The following is a 23,089-nucleotide window of genomic DNA, read 5'->3' as shown; positions in this document are numbered from 1 at the left end:
CGGGCGGGGGACCTGCATGGCGCGGCTGGTTCTCAGGGGACTGAACCTGTCGGTCAGCCCGGTGCGCTGGGTGCGGGGCCATCCCCCGCCGCGTTTTCATCGCGACCCTACCGACCATGGGTCGCTGGTCACCATCGGCGAAGTCGCCATTGGTGCCGACCCGGCCAAGGCTTGGTGTTGCGCAGCGGATCAACCAGCGTGGTGCAGAATATTCCGGTTGCGTAATAACTAAGATTTTCAAAAACCCTCCAGCTCTGTGAACCGCCTGTTGCCAGACATCATTACGGTACCGTAATGATAAAAGTCCCTGTGCCACAGGTTGAAGCCGATGGCCCGCCGCGGCCCCCTATCGCCATCGACCCCCAAATCGTCATCCTGGCCGACCCAGGGATTGGCTGACACCAACCAGCGTCAGGCAGGGTGGTTCGTCTGATCATTCATGATATCCGTATCATTTCGGTGCGGACCTCCAAGCTGGTGGCGGGGCCTGGGTGATGGGACTTTGCCAAGCCCTTGGAAAGAATCGCTTCCCGTGCCAATCTCGACATCTCCGTCCGTCATCTGCCGAAGGCCCGATGCCCAAGCCCGCCGCCACCCGCGGACCCGAGACTGAAGCCAAGGCCGGGCCCGCTGGCCGGTTGACCATGGCCGATCTGGCGGATTTGGCGCAGGTATCAAAGATTACGGTGTCGCGGGCCCTGCGTGACAGCCCGACGGTGAAACCCGACACACGGGCCAAGATCCAGGCGCTGGCCAAGGAACATGGCTATAAGCTGAATCTGTCGGCACGCAGCCTGCGCCTGCAACGGTCGAACATGGTGGCTGTGGTGGTGGAGATGAAGCCCAACCCCGACCGGCCCCTGTCCGACCCGTTCCCCATGGCCCTGATAGGCGGCATCTGCCAGGAACTGACCAGCGTCGGCTATGCCGTCCTGTTGACCACCCGCGACGGGGTGCATACGCCCGCCGTGCAGACAGCGGATGGCCTTATCCTGCTGGGCCAGGGCCGCCAGGATGAGGCGGCAGCGCTGTTGGCCGACAGCAACGTGCCGCTGGTGGTCTGGGGAACCGAAGTGCCAGGGCATGATTATGTGACGGTCGGGCCGGATAACCGACAAGGGGGGGCGCTGGCGGCGCAGCATTTTCTGACCATGGGCCGTCGGCGGGGATTGTTCATCGGCGACACCCGCCACGCCGACATCGCCCAGCGCCATGAGGGGTTTCGCAATACCCTGGTCGCGGGTGGGGGCCAGTTGGTCGGCGGCATTTCCTGCCCGTTCAGCCTTGCAGATGGATCGGCGGCGATTGCCCAGTGGGTCGATGGCGGCGGCGGTGCGTTCGACTGTCTATTGGCGGCCAGCGACCTTCTGGCCATCGGCGCCCTGCAGGCCTTGCGGAAACGTCATATCGCGGTTCCGGATATGGTATCCGTGATCGGTTACGACGATACGCCGCTTGGCGCCAGCCTGACACCTGCCTTATCCTCGGTACGACAGGATTGGCAGGCGGGTGGCACCTTGCTGGCGCGCCGTATCCTCTCCCTGATCAACGGAGAAGAGGCGGCATCGGCCAGTCTGGCCGCACAGTTGATGGTGCGCGGCACCTGAAGGCTGGCTCGGCCCTTGCATCAATGGAGCAGACCGCCGGCTTTGTTCCGGTGCGCCAGGAAATATTTGCCGCCGGAGTGCGTTCATGCAGACCTTGAAGAGCGTTCTTGATGCCGCCATCACCGCCGGGGTGCCTGCGACTGACGAGATCGACCTGTTCCGCGATTTGTTGAACCAGGCGGGCATGATCTGGGGTGGGGAGCGGGTCAGCAACGGGTCTACGGACAGCGTCACCATGGTGGATGACCGGCTGGATAGCTGGTCCGACTATCGCACGGTGGCGGTTAAAGATCTCGTCTACATGTACCGCAACCTTCAGCCCGGTGAGATCCTGCATTTTGTCTGGAACAACGGCACCAGGATCGAGGCCCATAGTGTCATCGTCTATGCGGTGGACAAGCTGAACGCGGTCATCACCGCCTTTGATGCTGGTGGGACCGGCGGTGCTCCGCGCCTGTTTACCTTGTTACCGGAAACCATTCAGGGGCCGGTACAGGTCCAGACTTTCAACAACAGCCGGTCAGACACTCTGCGTGGCGACATCAAGGAGCGGTTTGAGAATTACATCGATGGTGGCGACGGCAACGATACGATCGATGGGGCGATGGGTAATGACACGCTGATTGGCGGATCGGGCCATGACAGCCTGATTGGCGGTTATGGCGATGACAGTCTGGAAGGCGGCTTTGGCAATGATACGCTGGTGGCGACGGCCGGCAATGACGCGCTGATCGGCGGGGCGGGCATTGACCGCCTGGTCGGCGGATCGGGCCGTGATCGCTTTGTCATGGCCCGCAGCAGCGATACCCGCCTCACAACCGCCCTGACCTTCAACAGTATGGATACGATCGTCAATTTCGATTTCGGCGGTAGTGGCAACCTGCTGGGTGACAGTGTCGAATTGCCTTTCGCCGTGAACAGTGTGGTCAGCAGCAGTGTTGTGCGTGCCACGGGCGTGTCCTTCTATGAGGCGATGAACGGTCTGTTCGCACGGGGCCGCCCGCTCAACGAGACCAACACGGCCGGCCTTTTCAGCTATCTGGGAGAGGTCTATCTGCTGATCTCGGGGCCGACACGCACCAACAATCTGGGCACAGATGACTACATCTTCCGTCTTCAGGCCTTTTCCGGGTCGTTGGACGTCACGGATTTCGGTTATTCCTTCAGCGTGACCGATGCTGCGGGCAAAGTCACCGTCAACACAACGGCGGCGTCCTATACGCTGTCGGCGACCCAGGATAATATCCTGTATTTGGGGGCAGGCACGTTCCGCGGTTTCGGCAATGATCGGAACAACTCCATCACGGGCGGTGATGGCAATGACACGCTGGACGGTGGTGCCGGTGCTGACACCCTGACCGGCGGCGAAGGCAATGATACCTATGTCATTGATGATACCGGCGACGTGATCGCGGAAACAGATGGCATCGACACCGTACAGACGGCCCTGACCCTGTTTACCCTGGCCGCTGATCTGGAACATCTGCAATTCACCGGCACGGCCGATGCGACGGGCACCGGTAACGGCAGTGATAACAGCATCAGCGGCGGCACCGGTGCTGACACGCTGACCGGGCTGGCTGGCGACGATACGCTGGACGGCGGCAGCGGCACAGACAGCCTGGTGGGTGGGGCCGGGAACGATACCTACATTGTGGACAATGCCAATGATGTGATCCTGGAACTGGCCGGTGAAGGCACCGACACGGTCCGGTCACGCTCGGCAACCTATAGTCTTGGCGCAGAGCTGGAGGCGCTGGTCTTTGTCGGGGTTGGCGCCTTTACCGGCACGGGCAATGGCCTGGACAATGCCATCACCGGCGGCACGGGCAATGATACGCTCAACGGGGCAGCCGGTGCCGACACGCTGACGGGGGGTGGCGGTGCCGATGTGCTGATCGGCGGGGCGGGCAATGACGTCTATATCGTCACGGCCGGATCAGCCGCGATCACCGAGCTGGCGGGGGAGGGGACGGATATTGTCCGCACCAGCCTTACAACCTTCACCCTGGCGGCCGAGGTGGAGAACCTGATCTATACCGGCACTGCCGCTTTCACCGGCACGGGCAATGACAGCAACAATATCCTGACCGGTGCCGCCGCCGCCGATACGTTGAGGGGTGCGGCGGGCGATGATTCACTGGATGGCGCGGCGGGTGCCGACCGGCTGATCGGTGGTCTGGGCAATGATACCTACATCGTCGACAATGCCGGTGATGTGGTGGTCGAAGCGGCCGGCGAGGGCACCGATACGGTGCGGACCAGCTTGACTTCCTATAGTCTGACGGCCGATGTCGATAATCTGATCTACACTGGCGGCGGCAACTTTATCGGCACCGGCAACGCGCTTGCCAATGCCATAACCGGTGGCGCCGCGGCGGACACGCTGACAGGCGGCGGGGGAGCGGATACGCTGACCGGTGGTACGGGGGCTGACAGCTTTGTGTTGTCGAATGCAAGCGACAGCCCTGTTGCCACCGCCATGACCATTGCCGATTTTGCCACGGCCGACGGCGACCGGATCGACCTTTCCGGCATTGATGCCGACAGTTCCACACCGGCCGACAATGCTTTCACCTTTATCGGTGCCGCAGCCTTCACCAATGTTGCGGGACAGTTGCGCATTGCGGCGGCAGGGGCGGATCTGCAATTGCTGGGGGATATCAATGGCGACGGCACTGCTGATTTCGCCATCACCCTGACGGCAGTCACCACGCTGGCGGCCACGGATATTGTGCTGTAGGGCTGTCGCGACGGTGTCAGGCCGCTGCCACCACCTGATTGCGCCCGAGGCGTTTGGCGCAGTAAAGCGCGCCATCGGCCGCCTTCAGCAGGGATGACCAGTCCTGTCCATGGGTTCCGTACCAGGCGACACCGAAGCTGGCGGCCACCTGCACGGGCCCGGCTGCGCTGTTGATGACAAGAGACGATACCTGTTCGCGAAGCCGTTCGGCCAGCGCCAGCGCATCGTCGCCGACCACGCCCGGCAGCAGCACACAGAACTCTTCGCCCCCTAAACGGGCGACGGCATCGTTCGGGCGCAGCAGACGCCGGACCGTTTCCACCACGCCGACCAGGGTGGCGTCGCCCACCACATGGCCATGCGTATCATTCAGTTGTTTGAAATGATCCAGATCGAAGGTGGCCAGCGCAAAACCGATGCCATCGCGCGCCGCCCGCGCCCGTTCCTGATCCAGCCGGGCCAGCAGGGCGCGACGGTTCAAGGCGCCGGTCAGGGGATCTGTGGCGGCCTGTATCACCAGGTCTTCCTGCAATCGTCCCACCACCAGCCAGATCAGGCCCAGGGCGTGGCAGGTTAACATCACGGTGGCCATCAGCATGGCCGGTGGCAGCGTGGCGATGGCCGCGGGCCGTTCAAACCCATGGGCAGCGATGAAAATCAGCCGGCCCAGGGCGAAGAGGGCCCATAATCCGTGTAGAGCAGCCAGTGTCATGGCGGCGGGGCGCAGGGCGCCCCGGCCATTGCGAAACAGAAGCCAGGCATTCATTGCCGCAGTGCTGCCCAGAATCGCGATGGTGGTTGCAATGATCAGGCCCGTCCGTTCCGTCAGCGACAGAAGCGGCAGAAGGACCAGCACCGCCAAAAATACACTCGCCGCCACCCGCGTCGCCCAGGGGGCCAGTCCCAGAAATCGGTGGAAACCGAGGCTGGTAAACAAGGCGCCAGCAAAGCTGAAGAAAAAGCCCAGTAGGGCTGAGCGCTGAAACGCATCCGCCATCGACAGATAAAGCAGCAGGAAGCCGACCGCATAGGCCGCCTGCCCCGTCGCCCAAGAGCCGATACCATTGATGGCCGGCTGATTGCGCCGCAGCACGCTCAGCACCAGGGCCGTCACAGCCGCAATCGCGCTGTTGGTCGCAAAAATGGTGGCAAGGTCCAGGGGAGGCAGCATCGGCAACCCAATATTGTGTGGGCAGCGATGCTACACCAATCTCTTTCCCCGGCAATGCCATTCCATAAAGCATACCAATGTGTGGGGTGGAGCGATCAGCGACTCCCGATCAACCGCAGCGTGACCGCTGGTGTGACCAGATCAATCCGCGCTGTTTCAACACGATTGCGTCCGTTGTGTTTGGCCTGATACAGCGCTTGGTCGGCTGCCCCCAGCAGCGTTTGCCAGTCTTTGCCATGGGGGCCATACCAGGCCACCCCAAAACTGGCCGTGACACTGACCGGCCCGGTAACAGACGGGATCACCAGATCGGCGATGCCCCGTCTGATCCGGTCGGCAACGGCGATGGCGGCCGTATCTGCGCTTCCCGGCAACAGCAGGCAGAATTCCTCCCCACCCAGCCGGGCGACAAGGTCAGAGGGCCGCAATTGCTGTCGCACCGTTTCCACAACCCGCACCAGCACGGTGTCACCCACCATGTGCCCATGCGTGTCATTCAACAGCTTGAAATGGTCCAGGTCAAACGTGACGAGGGCGAAGGGAGGTCCCCCCCGTCCCGCCAGCGATTGATGTTCGCGGCCCCTCTCCTCCAGACCACGCCGGTTCAGCGCGTGGGTCAGGGGGTCGGTCAGGGCCTGGGTCAGCAAATGCTGCTGCATCCGGCCAACGACCAGCCAGACGAGACCCAATGCGTGACAGGTCAGTACCAGGGTGGATACCAGCACTGCGCTGGGCAGCGTCGCCATCGCCACGCTTGTATCCGCGCCGTGGACCAGGATGAAACCGAGCCGCACCACACAGAACAGCGCCCAAAGCGTGAAAACAATCGCCAGCGCCAAAGCCGGCGGACGCAGGGCCCCACGCCCAAAATGCCAGAGCACCAGGATGTTGGTGACAGAGACCAGGATCTGGATGGCGGGCATCAGGGTTAGCACCGGGCCGGTCGTGTCCCAGATCAGCATGGCTATCACCAGCAGCGTCCAAACAATGGACGCTGCCACCGCCAGGAAGCGCCGTGCGGTGGTGCCGGCGGCCTGGAAAAAACGCAGCAACCCGAAACTTGTCAGCAGAGAACCGGTGAAAATCACAAAAAAGCCCGGCAAGGCCGCGTGCGGCCCCGGGTCCGCATCGACCAGAAGCAGGAGCAGAAAGCCACCGGAATAGGCGGCCTGACCCATCGACCAGCACCCCACCCCCTGCATCTGGGCCTGTTGCCAGCGCATGCACAACAGCACCAGCGCCGACACGCCGGTCAACATGCTGTTGGCAAGGCAAAGTGATGTCAGATCCAAAAGCATCATTATGGGTTGATCCGCCGAAGACGGACCAATCCTAGTCGCCTCCGGGCTACAAACAATGCCCGATCCGGAAACTATCCATCAGTACAGGATGGCGGGCCGGTCAGTCCTTCAGGCCGACCGCTCGATCCGTTGCACGTAAGCGGCGATCAACTGACGGATCAGGGTTGGGGCGGTGCGCAGCAGTTCCTCAAACCGGTGTCGCTGAATTACCTCGCATACGGTCAGTTCGACGGCGGTTACATTGGCAGACCGGTTGGCATCACGCAGCAGCGCCATTTCCCCAAACACCGCACCGGGTCCGGCCCGGCCCAGCACCTGGACCTGATCATCGGCTGTTTCCCGCCAAATTTCCACCAGACCGGTCTGAATCAGGTAGGCGCCATGCGCGACATCCCCGCGGCGGAAAATGACCCGACCGGGCGCAAAGGTATCGCGGCGCAACAGCTTGTGCGTGCGCTCCGACACGATAGGCTCGTCGGCGAACAGCGGGTCGCCATGGTCGGCGGGGATACCGTTCAGGGACCGCAGCATGCGCACCAGCGAATGCAGCACGTATCGCACCAGGGGGGGGCTGGTCCGGAGCTGTTTTACAAACAACTCCCGCGAGATGACCACCAGACGTGTCGGTTCCATCGTGGCGATACAAGCCGACCGCGGCGCATTGTCAATCAGGCCCATCTCCCCCGCGATGTCGCCCGGTCCCAGCGTGGCCAGCCGGTGTTTGGTGCCGTTGACAGCCCGGAATACCTCCACGCGGCCGCTGGTGATCAAGAACGCATCGCCCGACCCGTCGCCTTCCTTGATCAGCAACTTTCCCGGTCCGACATTGATCTCTTCCAATTCCGATTTCCTGTTCGGTGGCGGCGGAATGCAGTCTGCCAGTCGTGGGTTAACAATCATTTACGGAGGTCGGTTGGCCCGCACAAGAGGAACCTATCCCGGAATCTTGGTGTGTCGGGGCTGTGGGTGGTTGCCCTTTTCCAATCCTTGGCTGAAAGTGCCGGCGTTGGGTCCGCGACTGATCCAGCGTCATGGGCGGCGGTGGACTGGCGGGCTATGGGCGATAATGGCTTTTTTGTGCGATTCTGGGGGGTGCGCGGCAGTATCGCCACCACGGGCCCCGACACGCTCCGCTATGGGGGGAATACCACGTGTCTGGAAATGCGCTGTGGCCCGCATCTGCTGATCTTTGACGCCGGCACGGGTATCCGTCTGCTGGGGGATGCGCTGGAGATGACGGGCGAGCCGGTCACGGCTGATCTGTTCTTCACCCATTCCCACATTGATCATGTTGTGGGTTTTCCGTTTTTTTCCCCCTTTCATGACCAGCGCAGCCGGATCAGCCTGTGGGAGGGGCATCTGGGCCCCGATCTGACATTGGGCAGTGTGCTGGGCAGTCTGATGGCAGCCCCCCTGTTTCCTGTACCGCTGCGCGGCCTGGAACGGTGCCTGGACTATCGTAAATTTGCCGCCGGCGCGGTTCTGGAACCACGGCCCGGTCTGGTGGTGCGGACCTGCCCCTTGAACCATCCCAACGGTGCCACCGGTTATCGGGTGGATTACCAGGGTCGGTCCATCTGTTTGATCACCGATACCGAGCATCCGGTCCATGGCCGGGACGAGACCATTGCCGATCTGGTGCGTGGCGCCGATGTCATGATCTATGATGCCAGCTACAGCGATGCCGAATATGCCGATCATGTCGGCTGGGGCCATTCCACCTGGCAGGAGGCACTGCGGCTGGCCGACCATGCCGGGGTGCGTCACCCGGTGATTTTCCACCATTGCCCCGACCGCACCGATGCAATGTTGGACGAGATTGCGGCAGCCGCCCGTGCCATGCATCCAGGTGCTCTGGTGGCGCGGGAAGGGCAGGTGATCACACCGGATGGGGAACGCCCGGACTGACGCAGCATTACCGGCACGCGGCGTAGGAACTGCGACCAAGGGCTGTGTAATCGCCCGATGATGATCGTATTTCATCTTTGGCTTCGCTGATGGACAACCGGGGTTTCCATTGCGGTGTCAACGCATAAACGGCTAGCATACCCTGGATCACTTGGCTTAAATCTTCGGCCACGTACAGGGGAAGGCCCGTAACAGGATGCGACGGCGGTTGGTGATTGCGGGCATGGCAGCAGTTCTGGTGCCGGTGGGGGCCGGTGCGCAGTCGGTGCCGGGGGGCCGCCTGCCGGGCAGCGTTGAGCCCGGCCGTCCGAGCGTTCCAGCGCCGCTGGACGAGATGCGCCGGGCGCCGAAAGCGCAGTTGCAGTTTTCCATTCCAGCACAGCGCAAGGGCGCGGCGGCGGCTGGGGCTGGTGACTTGCGTTTTCCGCTGGCCCGTATCGCGGTCGAGGGCGCAACCGTCTTTAACCCGGAGACGGAGTTTTCCGACGCCATCAAGGCGCTGATTGCGCGACCTGTCACGCTTGCCGAGATATCGGCCCTGGCTGACCAGATCCAGGCCCGATATCTGGAACGCGGTTACGGCCTGACCCGTGTCTTTGTGCCGGCGCAGGAACTGCGCGACCAGACCATTACAATCCGTGTCATCGAAGGCCATCTGGAACGCGCGCGAGTCGAAGGCGGGGGATTGCGGGAGCGCGCGCGGGTGGAAGCACGGCTGGTTGACGCGCTGGCGGCACGACCCGCGCGGGTCGATCTCATAGAACGCGGCCTGCTCCTGGTCGATGACCTGCCGGGGGTCACTGTCACTGGACTGGTCCGGCCTGGCGACAGTTTCGGTGCGGCCGAACTGCTGGTGGGCTATACGGAGGCGCCCTATGCGATGGTCGCCGGTCTGGGGAATCGCGGGTCGGATTTTGCCGGTCCCTGGTCGGCCTTTGTGGATGTTGCCGCCAATTCACCGCTGGGCTTTGGGGAGCAACTGGGTCTGACCCTGTCAGCGACGCCGCAGATCCGTGAACAGCGCTCAGCCAATGGCCGCTGGGTGCAGCCTTTGGCCGGCAGCGGTCTGTTGTTGACCAGCAATGCCAATTACAGCCGGGGACGACCAGGGGCGGCGCTGAAACCCTTTGCCGTTGCCACGGAATCTTATGGTGGGGGACAGCGCCTCGCCCTGCCGTTGGTCCGGTCGCGGGCACGCAATCTGACCGTCGAGGCCGGGTGGAATGCGCAGACGGCGACAGTGAACCTCTTGAACCTGCCATTCAGCCGTGACCGGTGGCGCAGCCTTGACGCCAAAGTCAGCTACAGCCAGTTGCGGTTTCTGGGTGGGGACCTGTTTGCCCAGGCCGGTATCACCCAGGGTCTGGATCTGGCCGGCGCCACGGAACGGGGGGACAAGGCGGCCAGCCGTCTTCGGCCCACCCCCTGGTACCGCAAGCTCAATGCTGAAATTGCATATGGCCGGCGCCTGCCCGCCGATATTGGCGCCACACTCACGGTCGCAGGGCAATACACGTCCGACACGCTTCTCGCGGGGGAGGAATTTGCGCTCGGCGGCAGCCGGTTCGGGCGCGGCTACAATACGGGTGACCTGTCCGGCCCCCGTGGCCTTGGTGCTGGCCTGGAACTGCGACGCGCCTGGAATCCCGGTGTGGAGCGGGTTGATGGCATGACCTTCTACAGCTTTCTGGATACGGGCCGGGTTTGGGACAGTGTGGCGGCCAGCACGCATCTGCTGTCGGCCGGCTTCGGTGTGCGCCTGGGCCTGCTTGGCCAAGCCAACCTGTCGGCGGAATTGGCGCGCACCCTGCGTTCCTTGCCGCTGCCAGGCGCAGAGGGGCAGCGTACCCGCCTGTTTATCGACCTGACGATCCAGATCTGAGGGCGGGCAATGGCGGCAGCATCGCAACCACAGGCAAATGCGCACAGGCGGTGGGGGCGGGGGTTCCGCGCCCTGACCCTGGCATCGGTCTTTACATTGCCGGCGGCAGCCCAGACGCCGCAGGGTGGGACCGTGGTGGTCGGTGGCGCGGTGATCAGCAGTCTGGGTAATCATACCTTGATCAACCAGACCAGTGACCGGGCTCTGATTGACTGGCGGCGCTTTGACATCGGTCCGGAGGGGTCAGTGGCGGTGGCACAGCCAGGCGCCAGCTCCATCCTAATCAATCGCGTGACCGGTGACGGTACAGGGACATATATCAACGGAACCTTGTCTGCCAATGGTCAGGTGGTGGTTATCGACAAGGCCGGTGTGGTGATGGGGGCGCGGGCGCGCGTGGATGCCGGCGCCTTTCTGGCGACCAGTGCTGATATTGACAATGCTGATTTTGCGGCTGGCCGTTTGATCTTTGGTAAGGCCGGGCAGGCAGGGGCCGCCATCGTCAATGAGGGCACGATCCGGGTGGCCGATGGTGGCTATGCCGTACTGGCGGCGCCTGAGGTCCGCAATAGCGGCGTTGTGGAGGCACGCCTGGGTCGGGTTGTGGTTGCCGGGGCCGAACGGTTCAGCCTGGATCTGGCGGGGGACGGGCTGCTGCGTTTTGAAGTGCCAGCCGAACTGGCCGGCCGGGTGATCAATGAAGGTCGGCTCGCCGGGGCGGACATCCTGATGACCGCGCGCGCCGCGCGCGACGGTATGGCGGGGGTGGTCAATGCCGGCGGTCTGGTGGAGGCCACCAGCGCCCGGAACGTCCAGGGCCGGATCATCATCGGGGGAGAGGGTACCGACACCGTCGTGACCGGTACGGCGCATGCGGCGGGCGGGTCCATCGACATTCTGGGTGATCATGTCGCCCTGACCGGCGCCCAGGTCGATGCCAGCGGTCAGGGCGATGGTGGCCAGGTGCGTATCGGGGGGGATTTCCAGGGCGGCGGCGACCTGCACCGTGCCAGCACCACCCGCATCGACGCCAACAGCCGGGTCAATGCCGATGGCAGCACCGGCACCGGCGGACGTGTCATTGTCTGGTCCGACGGGCGCACGGATTATGCCGGGGCCATCAGCGCCCGTGGCGCCACGGATGGCGGGTTCGCCGAAGTGTCGGGCAAAGGGTCACTGCGCTTTGACGGCACCGCCGACCTGATCGGTGGACCGGGCGGCAAGGCCGGCGAATTGCTGCTGGACCCGACCAACATCACGATCGGCGGCACTGCCGATGTGGATGGCGACAGTTCCACCGGCGATGACCTGCCAGGTGATGGCAGCATCGCGGCCGGCGATTATAGTGGCGCTGACAGTCTGATTACTGCCACCGCCATCACCAGTCTGCTGAACAGTGGCACCAGCGTTTCGTTGGCCGCCAGCAACGATATCAGGGTCAACAGTGGCATCACCAAGACGGGGGGTAGCGGGGCGACCTTGTCCCTGACGGCGGGGCGTGACCTGACCTTTGCGTCGGGTGTGGGGGTGACGTCAAACAGCAGCAGCCTGTCCATGGGTTTTACGGCAGGCCGGTCCTTTGCGGCCAGCAACGCCACCTTCACCAGCAATGGCGGCAGCATCAGCATTACGGCCACCGGGGCCGCAGCCACCACCGGCATCAGCCTGTCCGGGGTCGCCATAACCAGCGGGGCGGGCAGCCTGTCTCTGACCGGCACCGGTAGCAGCACCGGGGTTCTGCTGGACAATGCAGCCAGCCTTGTCAGCGGCTCTGGCAGTGTTTCCGTGACCGGTACGGGTACAAATGGTATTCTTGTACAGAATTCGTCGCTTCTGCGTGCGGGCACCGGTATCCTGACCCTGACCGGCACAGGTGGATCGGGAGGAACCGGTATCGCCGCCAGCGGCGGCAGCACGCTGGGCGGTGTCGCGCAGTCTGGTCGGGTCACCTTGATTGCCAATGACATGGCCCTGACCGGTGCCACCCTGCGGTCATCGGGGACCGTCAATCTGCGTACCCGCACGGACAGTGCCGCCGTGATCATCGGGGGTACCGACGACACTGCCGGTCTGGCTCTGTCCAGCACGGAACTGGCCACTGTCACGGCCGGCACCCTGTCCATCGGGCATTCGACCCATACCGGGTCGCTGAGTGTATCGGCCAACCCGTCGACCACCGCGATTGAAGGGCTGGAACTGATCAGCAGCAGTTTAAGCCTGGGCAGCGCCCTCACCGGCCTGTTGGAAACCTTCCTGAACGCGGGCAAGGATGCCACGGTACAGACCGCCGGCACCATGACTGTCACCGACAGCATCGCCAAAACCGCTGGCGCCGACGCGACTTTAACCCTGCACGCTGGCGGTGACCTGATTTTCAGCAACGCCATCGGGGTTACCTCCAGCAGCAACAGACTGTCCATGGATGTTACCGGCGGCGGCAGCACGACCGGCAGTGTCACCACCAGCGGGGCGGGCAGCTTTGCCAGCAATGGCGGCAGCATCGGTTTTTCAGGGCGCACCGGCCTTTCCCTGTCGGGCAGCAGTCTGACTGCCGGGGCCGGGACCATCACCCTGGCCGGCGGGGACATCGCCCTGTCCGGCACGTCCATCACCAGCACGGGCCGTGTCATCCTGCGCCCCTTCACGACGGGCGGGCATATGAGTTTTGGCGGCTCCGCTGGCGGTGTCACCAAAATCTCTCAGGCTGAATTGAACCAGATCAGCGCGGGTGTGGTGCGCCTGGGCGCGCTCGACGGTGGCAATCTGGTGATCAGCAGCGCCTTGAGCCATGCCAGCGATGTGGTTGAACTGGCCAGTAGCGGGGCGGTGACACAGAGCGCTGATATCAACGTTGCCAATCTGTCCCTGCTGGGCACCGGTGGCACCCATAGTTTGACGCGCAGCGGCAATAGCGTCACGACGCTTGCCGCGAATACCGGCAGTTTCGATTTCCAGTCTGGATCGTCCTTCGCCGTTGGAACTGTGGCGGGGACAACAGGTATTACTTTCACCGGTGACGCCAGCCTTTATGCCCATAACACGCTGATCACCTTGGGCCAGACCGCCACCTATGCAGGGTCGGGGACGGGCACGCTGACCGTCTCCGGCCATGTTGATCTGACAGTGTCGGCCAATGCCGGCGTATCGAATGGCGGTAAACTGAACATTGTGCTGGCTGCTGATGGCAATGCTGCCGGGTCACCGGGCCGAGTGGCCATCAGCAACGCGACCCTGTCCACCAATGGTGGCAACATCACCATTGGCAGCGGCGCGACCCCGGCCAGCCGGGCAGCCATGGGCAAGTCGGATACCGGCATCGGCGTCAATATCCTGTCGAGCACGCTGAATAGCGGGACAGGCGGGGCCATTGTGATCAATGGCGAGGGCGCTGCCAGTGGCACGTTCAGCGCCACCGGCATCGGTATCAACATATCGGCCAGCAGCCTGATCGCTGCCGGGTCGGGAACCATCACGTTGAACGGGACGGGCGGGTCGGGCAACACGCTGACGGCGGGAATTGCCATTGGGGACGGCAGCATCATCCGCACCGCGAGCGGCGCTTTGGCCATTAACGGGGCGCAGGCCAGCAGCGGCACCAACCGCTATGGTATTCTGTTGCGCAATGATCCGACCACGCGCAGCGCCATCTACGCTACCGCCAGCGGCGGGGTAGAGTTGAAGGCCACGGGAACGGATGGGCAAATTTCGGCCCATGGCGGCAGCGGTGACAGCAGCCGCGCCCATATCGGGTGGGACGGCACCAATGCCTATGGCGGAACCGTCAGCCTGGTCGCCGATAATATGGTCCTCACCAGCGCCAGCGGCAGCGCCGATATCAGCATCGGCGGCTCCGGCACCCTGGTCCTGAAACCGGTCAGTACCGGCGCCAGTGTCGGCGTCGGCGACGGTGCCATCGGCAGCCATGATCTGGAACTGGGCCAGGCCGAGTTGAACACGCTGCGCGCGGGCTTCGGCAGCATCGTGGTGGGTCAGACCACTGGCACCGGTGCGATCACCGTCTCCGGTGCTGCCTTTACCAGCAACACCACCATTCAAGGCGGGACCGGTGCCGTGACCGTCTCCGGCGCCCTGTCCACCGGTACGGGCAGCGATGCGGGGACCTTGTCGCTGGAAACCCGGGGGCTGTTGACGGTGGGTGCCGCCATCACCACCCAGAACCGGGCCATCACCCTGGCGGCAGACCGGCTGGCCCTGACCGGCGGTGTGAATGCCGGGACCGCCACGGCCACGCTGACCACCGCCACCGCATCACGGGCCATCGACCTGGGGTCGACCACCAACGCGGCCAATGCCCTGGAGATTTCGTCGGCTGAGCTGAATCAGGTCACCGCCGGCGTGATCCGGGTGGGGGCCAGCAATGCCGGCGCCATCAGCGTGACCCAGGCCATTGAACCAACCGGCAGCCATAGCCTGCATCTGCGCAGCGGGGCCGGCATTACCCAAACCAGCAGCATCACGGTCAGCAATCTCGCCCTGACGGCGGGAGGGACTGTGGCTCTGGCGGCGGTGAACAACGCCGTGACCAGCGTCGCCGCCAGCGCCAGCAATCAGAATATGGCTTTTCGGGACGATAGCGGTTTTGCCATCGGTACGGTGGACACGGTCGCAGGCATCAGTTTGGGGACCGGCACCCTGAACCTGATCAGCACCAGCGCGGTCACCCAGACGGCTGCGATATCTGCTGCGGGTCTGGCCCTGTCCGGCACGGGCGCCGCCTATACGCTGGCCCATACGGCCAACGCCGTTTCCACCGTTGCTGCCAATACCGGATCGGTTGATCTGGGTCTATCGGGGACGGCCAGTATCGGCACCGCCGGGTCTGTGACCGGCATTACAACCACCGGGACGGTGAAACTGAGCAGCGGTGGCAACCTGTCCATCGCGTCTGGTGCCAGCGTGTCGGCTGCGGGCGCGGGGGATGCCCTGGTTCTGGCAGCCAACGGCACCTTCACCAACCAGGGCGGGGCCAGCGCCCTGTCGGTATCGGGCGGCGGGCGTTTCCTGGTCTTCTCCACCTCGCCTCTGACCAGCAGCACCGGCGGGATCACCGCTCTGCCTTATTATAACCGCTCCTTCACCTTCTCGGGTCGCACCTATACGGCGCTGACCAATACCGGCAACCGGTTTGTCTATTCTTACGCCCCCAATCTGACCGTCACCCCCGATGCGGTGAACCGGACCTATACGGGAGCAACATTCACCGGCTCAACCTATACAATTACCGGACTGGTCACGGGTGATAGTCTTTCGGATGCTGTAAGCGGTACAGGAACCATCAGTGGGTCCGGCCGCAATGCCGGCACCTACACCTTGACCGCTGGGGCGGGTACCCTGGCCTCGGACCTGGGATATGGGTTCAACTTTGGCACCGGCACCCTGACCGTGGCCAGAAAGGACCTGACCTACGCCGTTGCCAATAGCACCGTCACCTATGGCACGCTGGCCGGCAATGGGGCCGTCACCCTGACTGGTATTGTCGATGGGGACAGTGTGGCGGGTACGGTCACCACCTGGCGCGGCAGTACGGCCGAAACCCTGACCACCCGCAGCGATGTGGGTACGCTGGCCCAGAGGGTGACGGCCCTGACCGGCACGGATGCCAGCAATTACCAGATCGCGGCGTCGGGAAACAGCGACGGCACCCTGACCATCGGGCAAAAGGCGCTGACCTACGTCATCGGCGCCGCCAGTTCCGTCTATGGCACGCTGGCCACCCTGGGCGCGGGAACTTTGACGGGTGTCGTCGATGGCGACACCGTGACCAGTAACGTTGGCCTTTCGGGGGCTACCCTTGCGGCGACCCTGGCCGCCGGCACCTATGACCAGACACTGACCCTGGGCGGGGCCGATGCCGGCAATTACACCCTGGCCGGCACAGGCAATACAATCGGGCAACTGACCGTTGCGCGCAAACCCCTGACCTATGTCATCAGTGATGTGACCAGCACCTATGGCACCCTGGCCACCCTTCCCACGCCCAGCCTGACCGGTATTCTGTCCGGGGACACCGTGACCTCGGCGGCGCAGTTGCAAAGCGGCACCCTGACATCGCGACTGGCCGCCGGCAGCTATACGCTGGTCAGTGGCGCCCTGTCCGGCGCATCTGCCGCCAATTATATGCTGGCCGGCAGCGGGCACACCGCCGGTACCCTGACGGTGGCGCGCAAAAGCCTGACGGCCAGCATCGCCGCGGTTACGGCCACCTATGGCACCACAGCCACTACGGGTCCGGTCAGTTTCACCGGTGTTCTGGATGGCGATACCGTCGGCGGTGTCGTCGCTGTGTCGGGCACTGGGGGAACGGTCACCCTGTCGCCTACCCTCGATGCCGGTTCCTACACCCAGACCGTGACCGGTCTGACAGGCAGTTCAGCGGCCAATTATGAATTGACAGGTGGACCCGTCACTGCCGCCCTCACCATCAACCGCAAGGACCTGACCTATTCGGTCGCTAATGGCACCGTCACCTATGGCACGCTGGCGGGCAATGGGGCCGTCACCCTGACCGGCGTGGTGAATGGGGATGATGTTGGCGGTATGGTCACCACCTATCGTAACGGCACGGTCGAAACCCTGGCCAGCCGGACGCCGGTGGGCACCCTGACACAGAGGGTCACGTCGCTGACCGGTGTCGACGCGGCCAATTACCAGATTGCCACCGCTGGCAATAATGATGGCAGCCTGACCATTGCACAAAGGGCCCTGACTTATGTTGTGGCGGCGGTCAATTCCGTTTACGGCACCCTGGCCACCCTTGGCACGGCGACCCTGTCAGGCGTGATCGACGGTGATGATGTCTCTGCCACGGTGGGCCTGGCCGGCGGCACGCTTTCGGCGAGACTGGCAGCCGGCACCTATGACCAGACCATCACCCTGGGGGGGAGCGATCTGTCCAATTACCGGGTCGCGGACAATGGCAATGCCATCGGCACCCTGACCGTGGCGCGCAGATCGCTGACCTACAGCATTGCCGACACGACCAGCCTTTACGGCACGGCACCGTTGGCGCCCACACCGGTCCTGGCCGGGGTGGTGGAGGGTGATGTCATCGGAGCCACCGCCGTCCTGCAAAGCGGCAGCCTGTCGGAGCGGCTGCCGGTTGGGTCCTACACGCTGCGGCTTGGTGACCTGACAGGCAGTGCGGCGGCCAATTATGTCATTGCCGATGCTGGCAACCGTCACGGCATCCTGACCGTTACGCCCAAGGCGCTGACAGTCAGCGTCGCCAACGTCAGCAGCATCTATGGTCAGGCGGCTTCGGTCGGGGCTGTCGCTCTCACCGGTGTCATGGCGGGCGATGATGTCACGGCTGATCTGGTGGTGGAAGGCGGCGGCGGTACTGTTGCCCTGGGACCGAAATTGGGGGTCGGCACCTATACCCAGCGGGTGACGGGCCTGACCGGCAGTTCGGCCAGTAACTACACCCTATCCGGCGGGCCGGGGACCACGGCCACCCTGATCGTGACGCCGGCACCCCTGACCGTGACGGCGGACAGTCTGCACCGCCTGTATGGCGCCGCTGACCCCGCCCTCACCTATAAGGTGGTGGGACTGGTCAGCGGGGATGCGGTCACCGGCAGCCTTACCCGCGCCGCTGGACAGGATGTCGGCACCTATGCGATCAGCCAGGGCAGCCTGTCTGCCGGGCCCAATTACAGCGTCAGCTTCCAGAACGGGACCCTGACCATCAATCCGGCCCCCCTGACCATCACCGCCCTGTCGGCGACTAAAATCTATGGCGACGCTGACCCCGGCCTGTCCTACAGCGTTTCCGGTCTTGTGACGGGCGACAGCCTGACCGGCGATCTGCGTCGGGCGGCCGGGGAAAATGTTGGCACCTACACGATCGAACAGGGCAGCCTCACCGCGGGCCGCAATTATGACATTGCGTTCCAGTCGGGGCAGTTGGTCATCACCCCTGCCGCCCTGTCCGTGACCGCCAGCGCGATAACCCGCGTCTATAGCGATGCCGACCCGGATCTGACCTATCGTGTGTCAGGACTGAAGCGGGGCGATGCGGCCACCACCGTGCTGTCGGGTGGTCTGGTCCGGGCTGCGGGGGAAAATGTCGGTACCTATGCGATCGGCCAAGGCAGCCTGACCGCCAATGGCAATTACACGCTGCGCTTCACCGGCGCCGATTTCACGATCACCCCGGCCAACCTGACCCTGGCCGTTGTTGCGGCCAATACCGCCAAGGTCTATGGCGATCCCGATCCGGTCTTTGGCTACACAGCCAGCGGTTTTAAGGGTGTGGACAAGGTGGGCACTGTGCTGTCCGGCAGCCTGAGCCGTGAGGCGGGTGAGGCGGTGGGAACCTATGCCATCACCCAGGGCAGTCTGGCGGTCAGTAACCCCAATTATGTCCTGGTCTTCACCCCCGGTACTCTGACGATCAGCCCAGCCAACCTGTCGGTGGCGGCCCTGATGGTGACCCGCACCTATGGCGATGCCGACCCAACGCTGACCTATGCCGTGTCGGGCCTGAAAGGTGGGGATAGTGCCGGTACGGTTCTGACCGGCGCGCTGTCACGGGCGGCCGGGGAGGATGTAGGGTCTTATGCCATTGGGCAAGGCAGCCTTGGGCTGGCCAATGGCAATTATACTTTGTCGTTCACGGGCGCGACATTGACCATCAACCCGGCCCTGCTGTCGGTAACAGCCAACGCCGTCACCCGGCTCTATGGGGCGGCCGACCCGACCCTGTCCTACACGCTCTCAGGACTGAAGCGCGGGGATGCAGGGGAAACCGTGCTGTCTGGCACCCTGGCGCGCGCCGCCGGGGCCACGGTCGGGCGTTATGCCATCGGCCAGGGCAGCCTGACCGCCAATGGCAATTACCGGATCAGTTTCCAGGGCGCCGACCTGGTCATCACCCCCGCGCCCCTGTCGGTGCTGGTCGATAATGCGACACGTCAGGCCGGTGCCGCCAATCCCGTCTTTACCGCACGGTTCCAGGGGTTGGTCAATGGCGACACGGAGAGCAGCCTGACCGGCCTGTCCTTGCTGACCAGCGCTGATAGCGCTTCGCCAGCCGGTACCTATGCGATCCGTGCTGGCGGCATCGCCAATGCCAATTACCAGATCACCTATGTTGATGGTGTGCTGACCGTGACCGGTGGCGGTGTCCTGCCACCGGTGGTGGCCGAAACGGTCCCGGTGACCACGGTGACACAGCCGGTACGGGCCCCGAGCGTGCCGACCGTGACCGCAGCCGCCCCGGTTGCTGCGCCGGCCGCGCCGGTCAGCACCGCCCCGCCCCCGGCGACTGCTCCGTCCACGCCGACCACCGACGGCGGCAGCGCTGCCCTGGCCGCGGTGAACCAGAATGTGCAATCTGCCAGTGGGTCTGCTGCCGATGATGACAGCGCCGCGGAGGAGATGATCCCCGGTCTATTGTCACAGCAGCGCCGCTTGCCGGGCGAAACGCCAGAGGGAACGCCCGGCCTGGAACAGCAATTTCCCAATCTGGGGCGGGTGTGGTGATGATACGCAGCCTGTCCCTTCTGATCCTGGCGCTGTTGCTGACGGCCTGTGCCGGCAAAGGTCCGCCAGCGCCGGAACAGGCCGCCGGGCCCATCGCCATGGGCCGCAACATGATCGGCGAGGAATGCCGCGCCCTGCCAACCGACAGTGCGGACGGTGAGGCCTATGCGCTCTATTGCGGGCTTTGGGAACAGCCCAGCGGTACCATCGCTGTGACCCAGCTTTACGACCCGTTGCCGGAAGCGCCGGACGCGCGGGCGCGGCAACTGGTTCTGGAGACCAATCGCACGGCCTGGGCCGGATCGCTGGCCCAGAAAGCCATCTGTCAACCAGCACAGCCCGTGCCGGGTGGATTGCTGGCCCAATGCCAACTGCGCGAAGGTGGTTGGCCCTATATCGGCATCAGCCTGGTGGAAGGTCGGCGCCTGGTGCAGGCTGATGGCATTCCGGCCGTGGCGGATCTGATGATGGCAGCCCCCGCCCTTCTGAAGGCCGGACCGGTCACACAACAGCAGGATATATCAGCCCTTTTGCGCGCTGCGCTGGGGGATGAGGCGTTGCGGTTCGGGCGGGGGGACCTGAACAGCTTTGAGCGCTTGTCGGAAGTAGGGCGCCTGTCCAATTCGGTGGAGGATTATGCCGGGGCGGAAGCCGCCTATCGTAAGGCGCTGGACCTGCAGGCCCGTGCCCTGGGCCCCGATAGTCCGGGGGCGGGCGATACGCTGATGGCGCTGGCCCTGGAAGTGTCGAACCAGGGACGGGGACCGGAGGCGGATGCCCTGTTCCGTCGCGCCGATGCCTTGTTGCAGAAGAGTTTTGACAAGGCGGCGCGGGCGCGACTGGGCAGTTACATGGCGTTTCACGCCGCCAATTCCGGTGATGCGCGCCGCGCCTTGTCATTGGGCCGCGACAGCAGTGCCATCCGCCGGGCCCTGGTCGATGATCTGGAGGAACAGGCCGGCGGTGGGGCCAACCGGGCCGTGCTGGGCAGTCTGGCCGCAGCCCGAGGTGACCTGATCCATTCACTGCTGCTGGAGGCAACGGTTTCCCTGCGCCTGGAACAGTTCGGATTGGCCGAAGCGGCGACCCTGGAGGCCGCGACCCTGTTCAGCCGTACACGCGGCCTGCCGCCCTGGTGGCATGCCCGGATTTTGGGCATGCAGGGGCTGGCGCGGGCCGGCAAGGGTGACGCGGCGGGCGGCGCTGCCCTGATGTCAAAGGCTGTTGCGTCCAACAAACAATTATTCGGGGCCGGATGGCCCGTCGCATCCAGCATGTTGGAACTGGGTCGTGTCTATGCCCAGGCTGGCCTGGATGCGGAAGCCCTGGCCATCTATCGCGAGGCGCTGTCGATGGTGGCGGGGTTGGATACGGAGCGCGGACAATTGCCGTTGGACCGCCTGATCCCGTTCCTGGATACGCTGTATCGCATGGCCCAGGCGGAACCCGACCGACGGGCCGAGTTTCATGCGGAAATGTTCACGGCCCTGCAGGCTGTGCGTGAAGGGGTGGTGGGGCAGACCATCACCCGTGCCGCCGCCCGTTTTGCCAGCAGCGATCCCGCCGTTTCCGACCTGATCCGGCAGCAGCAGGACGCTGTGCGCAGCCGCGACCGCCTGCGGATCGAACTGGCCTCCGAAACCGCAAAGCTGGACGGACAACGGGACCGGGCACGCGAGGAAGCCCTGGTCAAGCAGTTGCAAGAAGCCACAAATGTTGCCCAGGGGTTGGAGCGGCAGCTGCAGGCGGCTTTCCCTGATTATGCAAGGCTGACCAAACCGGGGCCTGTACGCCCCGCCGATCTATCGTCCCGGCTGCGACCGGGTCAGGCCCTGGTGCAGTTTGCGTTCGGCATGGCGGGATCATACGGGTTCATCCTGACCGACAAGGGGGTCTTCGCCTATCCAGTTCCGATCAGTCGTGCCGCCTTGCAGGACCAAGTGGGGGAGTTACGCCGCTCGATTACGCCGCGCGCCGGCGTGCTGCCGCCCTTCGATCTGGACCTGTCTTACGATCTCTATGGTCGGCTGTTCGGTGGGGCCACAGATCTTCTGTCCGATGTGAAGCACCTGGTACTGGTGCCGTCGGCTGCCCTTTCCAGCCTGCCGCCCGCCCTTCTGGTCCGCGACAGGCCGACAGCGCGCGATTATGCCGGCGCCTCCTGGCTGGTCCGTGACATGGCGGTGTCGGTGGTGCCGTCGGTCCCGTCCTTCCTGGCGCTGGCGGGGACGACGGCCCGCGCATCGGCACCCAAACCCTTCATTGGTTTTGCCGCCCCCCCGTTTCAGGGACGGGATACAGGCGGGCTGAAAGCGCTGGGCGAGGAATGCCGAACCGATGCCGCCCTGGACCCGGCCCTGCTCCGCGCCCTGGCGCCGCTGCCGGAAACGGCCGATGAGATCCGGTCCATCGGTGGGCGGCTGGGTGCCGCCCCCGCTGATCTGATCACCGGGGAAAGGGTGACTAAGGCCGCGGTGCGCGGGGCAGGCCTGGACCAATATCGTATTGTCTATTTCGCTACCCATGGCTTGTTGCCGGGAGAATTGCGTTGCCAGTCGCAGCCCGGTCTGGCGTTGGCCCCGCCCCCTGTCCCACCCTCCAGCCCCGCCGATGATGGTCTGCTGACCGCTTCTGATATCGCCCTTCTGCGCCTGAATGCGGATATGGTGGTTCTGTCGGCCTGTAATACGGCGGGGGGGGATGCGCGGCTGGGTGGTGAGGCGCTGTCCGGTCTGGCGGAAAGTTTCTTTTTCGCCGGCGCACGCTCGCTGCTGGTCAGTCATTGGCAGGTGCCGTCGGTGCCGACTGTCCGCCTGATGACTGGCCTGTTTGCCGGTGAGGGCGATATCGCGGTTGCCTTGGCACGGGCGCAAAGGAGTCTGGCGTCCGATCCCGCCTCGGCGCATCCTTTCAATTGGGCGGCCTTTACCCTGGTGGGTGCCGCCCCGCAATCCGACAAGGGAGTTTGAT

At 64.2% G+C, this 23,089-nt stretch carries 10 protein-coding genes; 7 read left to right on the top strand and 3 right to left on the bottom strand.

Features of this window, described 5'->3' with window-relative positions; genetic code table 11:
* Positions 1–16: 16 nt before the first annotated feature.
* The 3 genes from CHU95_RS22240 (at position 17) to CHU95_RS23110 (ending at position 4,350) form a co-directional block, all read left to right on the top strand.
* Entirely contained in the window at positions 17–232 is a 216-nt protein-coding gene (locus tag CHU95_RS22240) for a hypothetical protein (protein ID WP_133065616.1), read from the top strand.
* 343 nt (positions 233–575) lie between these two features.
* Positions 576–1,607: a substrate-binding domain-containing protein gene (locus CHU95_RS21500; RefSeq protein ID WP_207762580.1), complete on the top strand. Its 1,032-nt coding sequence runs from the start codon at positions 576–578 to the stop codon at positions 1,605–1,607.
* 85 nt (positions 1,608–1,692) lie between these two features.
* On the top strand, positions 1,693–4,350 hold the full coding sequence (locus CHU95_RS23110) for a beta strand repeat-containing protein (protein WP_094458407.1): 2,658 nt from the start codon (positions 1,693–1,695) through the stop codon (positions 4,348–4,350).
* Positions 4,351–4,366: 16 nt separating this feature from the next.
* On the opposite strand, the gene CHU95_RS21490 is transcribed toward CHU95_RS23110, so the two are convergent.
* The 3 genes from CHU95_RS21490 to CHU95_RS21480 form a co-directional block, all read right to left on the bottom strand.
* A complete protein-coding gene (locus tag CHU95_RS21490; RefSeq protein ID WP_094458405.1) occupies positions 4,367–5,521 on the bottom strand; it encodes a GGDEF domain-containing protein in 1,155 nt (384 codons plus the stop codon).
* 95 nt (positions 5,522–5,616) lie between these two features.
* A complete protein-coding gene (locus CHU95_RS21485) occupies positions 5,617–6,822 on the bottom strand; it encodes a GGDEF domain-containing protein (RefSeq protein ID WP_094458403.1) in 1,206 nt (401 codons plus the stop codon).
* 108 nt (positions 6,823–6,930) lie between these two features.
* Positions 6,931–7,662, bottom strand: a complete 732-nt coding sequence (locus CHU95_RS21480) for a cyclic nucleotide-binding domain-containing protein (protein ID WP_165772301.1) — start codon at positions 7,660–7,662, stop codon at positions 6,931–6,933.
* A 111-nt stretch (positions 7,663–7,773) separates the two neighbouring features.
* On the opposite strand from CHU95_RS21480, the gene CHU95_RS21475 reads away from it, so the two are divergent.
* The 4 genes from CHU95_RS21475 (at position 7,774) to CHU95_RS21460 (ending at position 23,088) form a co-directional block, all read left to right on the top strand.
* Complete coding sequence (locus tag CHU95_RS21475) at positions 7,774–8,730, top strand: MBL fold metallo-hydrolase (RefSeq protein WP_342744761.1); 957 nt, start codon at positions 7,774–7,776, stop codon at positions 8,728–8,730.
* Between the two features lie 223 nt (positions 8,731–8,953).
* The gene (locus CHU95_RS21470; RefSeq protein WP_165772300.1) at positions 8,954–10,612 is read left to right on the top strand and encodes a ShlB/FhaC/HecB family hemolysin secretion/activation protein; all 1,659 of its coding nucleotides are present in this window, start codon (positions 8,954–8,956) and stop codon (positions 10,610–10,612) included.
* 9 nt (positions 10,613–10,621) lie between these two features.
* Complete coding sequence (locus tag CHU95_RS21465) at positions 10,622–20,119, top strand: MBG domain-containing protein (RefSeq protein ID WP_094458396.1); 9,498 nt, start codon at positions 10,622–10,624, stop codon at positions 20,117–20,119.
* Positions 20,119–23,088: a CHAT domain-containing tetratricopeptide repeat protein gene (locus CHU95_RS21460; RefSeq protein ID WP_094458395.1), complete on the top strand. Its 2,970-nt coding sequence runs from the start codon at positions 20,119–20,121 to the stop codon at positions 23,086–23,088. The genes CHU95_RS21465 and CHU95_RS21460 overlap by 1 nt, the downstream gene beginning before the upstream one ends.
* Position 23,089 lies beyond the last annotated feature (1 nt).

Source organism: Niveispirillum lacus (assembly GCF_002251795.1).
Lineage (GTDB): Bacteria > Pseudomonadota > Alphaproteobacteria > Azospirillales > Azospirillaceae > Niveispirillum > Niveispirillum lacus.
The sequence above is the reverse complement of the archived record's forward strand: the minus strand, read 5'-3'. Positions and strand labels throughout refer to the sequence as shown.

What these genes read in the sequence shown, in the direction of transcription:
- CHU95_RS21460 (WP_094458395.1), top strand. Translation starts at nt 20,119, where the DNA reads ATGATACGCAGCCTGTCCCTTCTGATCCTGGCGCTGTTGCTGACGGCC.
- CHU95_RS22240 (WP_133065616.1), top strand. Translation starts at nt 17, where the DNA reads ATGGCGCGGCTGGTTCTCAGGGGACTGAACCTGTCGGTCAGCCCGGTG.
- CHU95_RS21500 (WP_207762580.1), top strand. Translation starts at nt 576, where the DNA reads ATGCCCAAGCCCGCCGCCACCCGCGGACCCGAGACTGAAGCCAAGGCC.
- CHU95_RS23110 (WP_094458407.1), top strand. Translation starts at nt 1,693, where the DNA reads ATGCAGACCTTGAAGAGCGTTCTTGATGCCGCCATCACCGCCGGGGTG.
- CHU95_RS21485 (WP_094458403.1), bottom strand. Translation starts at nt 6,822, where the DNA reads ATGATGCTTTTGGATCTGACATCACTTTGCCTTGCCAACAGCATGTTG.
- CHU95_RS21465 (WP_094458396.1), top strand. Translation starts at nt 10,622, where the DNA reads ATGGCGGCAGCATCGCAACCACAGGCAAATGCGCACAGGCGGTGGGGG.
- CHU95_RS21470 (WP_165772300.1), top strand. Translation starts at nt 8,954, where the DNA reads ATGGCAGCAGTTCTGGTGCCGGTGGGGGCCGGTGCGCAGTCGGTGCCG.
- CHU95_RS21490 (WP_094458405.1), bottom strand. Translation starts at nt 5,521, where the DNA reads ATGCTGCCTCCCCTGGACCTTGCCACCATTTTTGCGACCAACAGCGCG.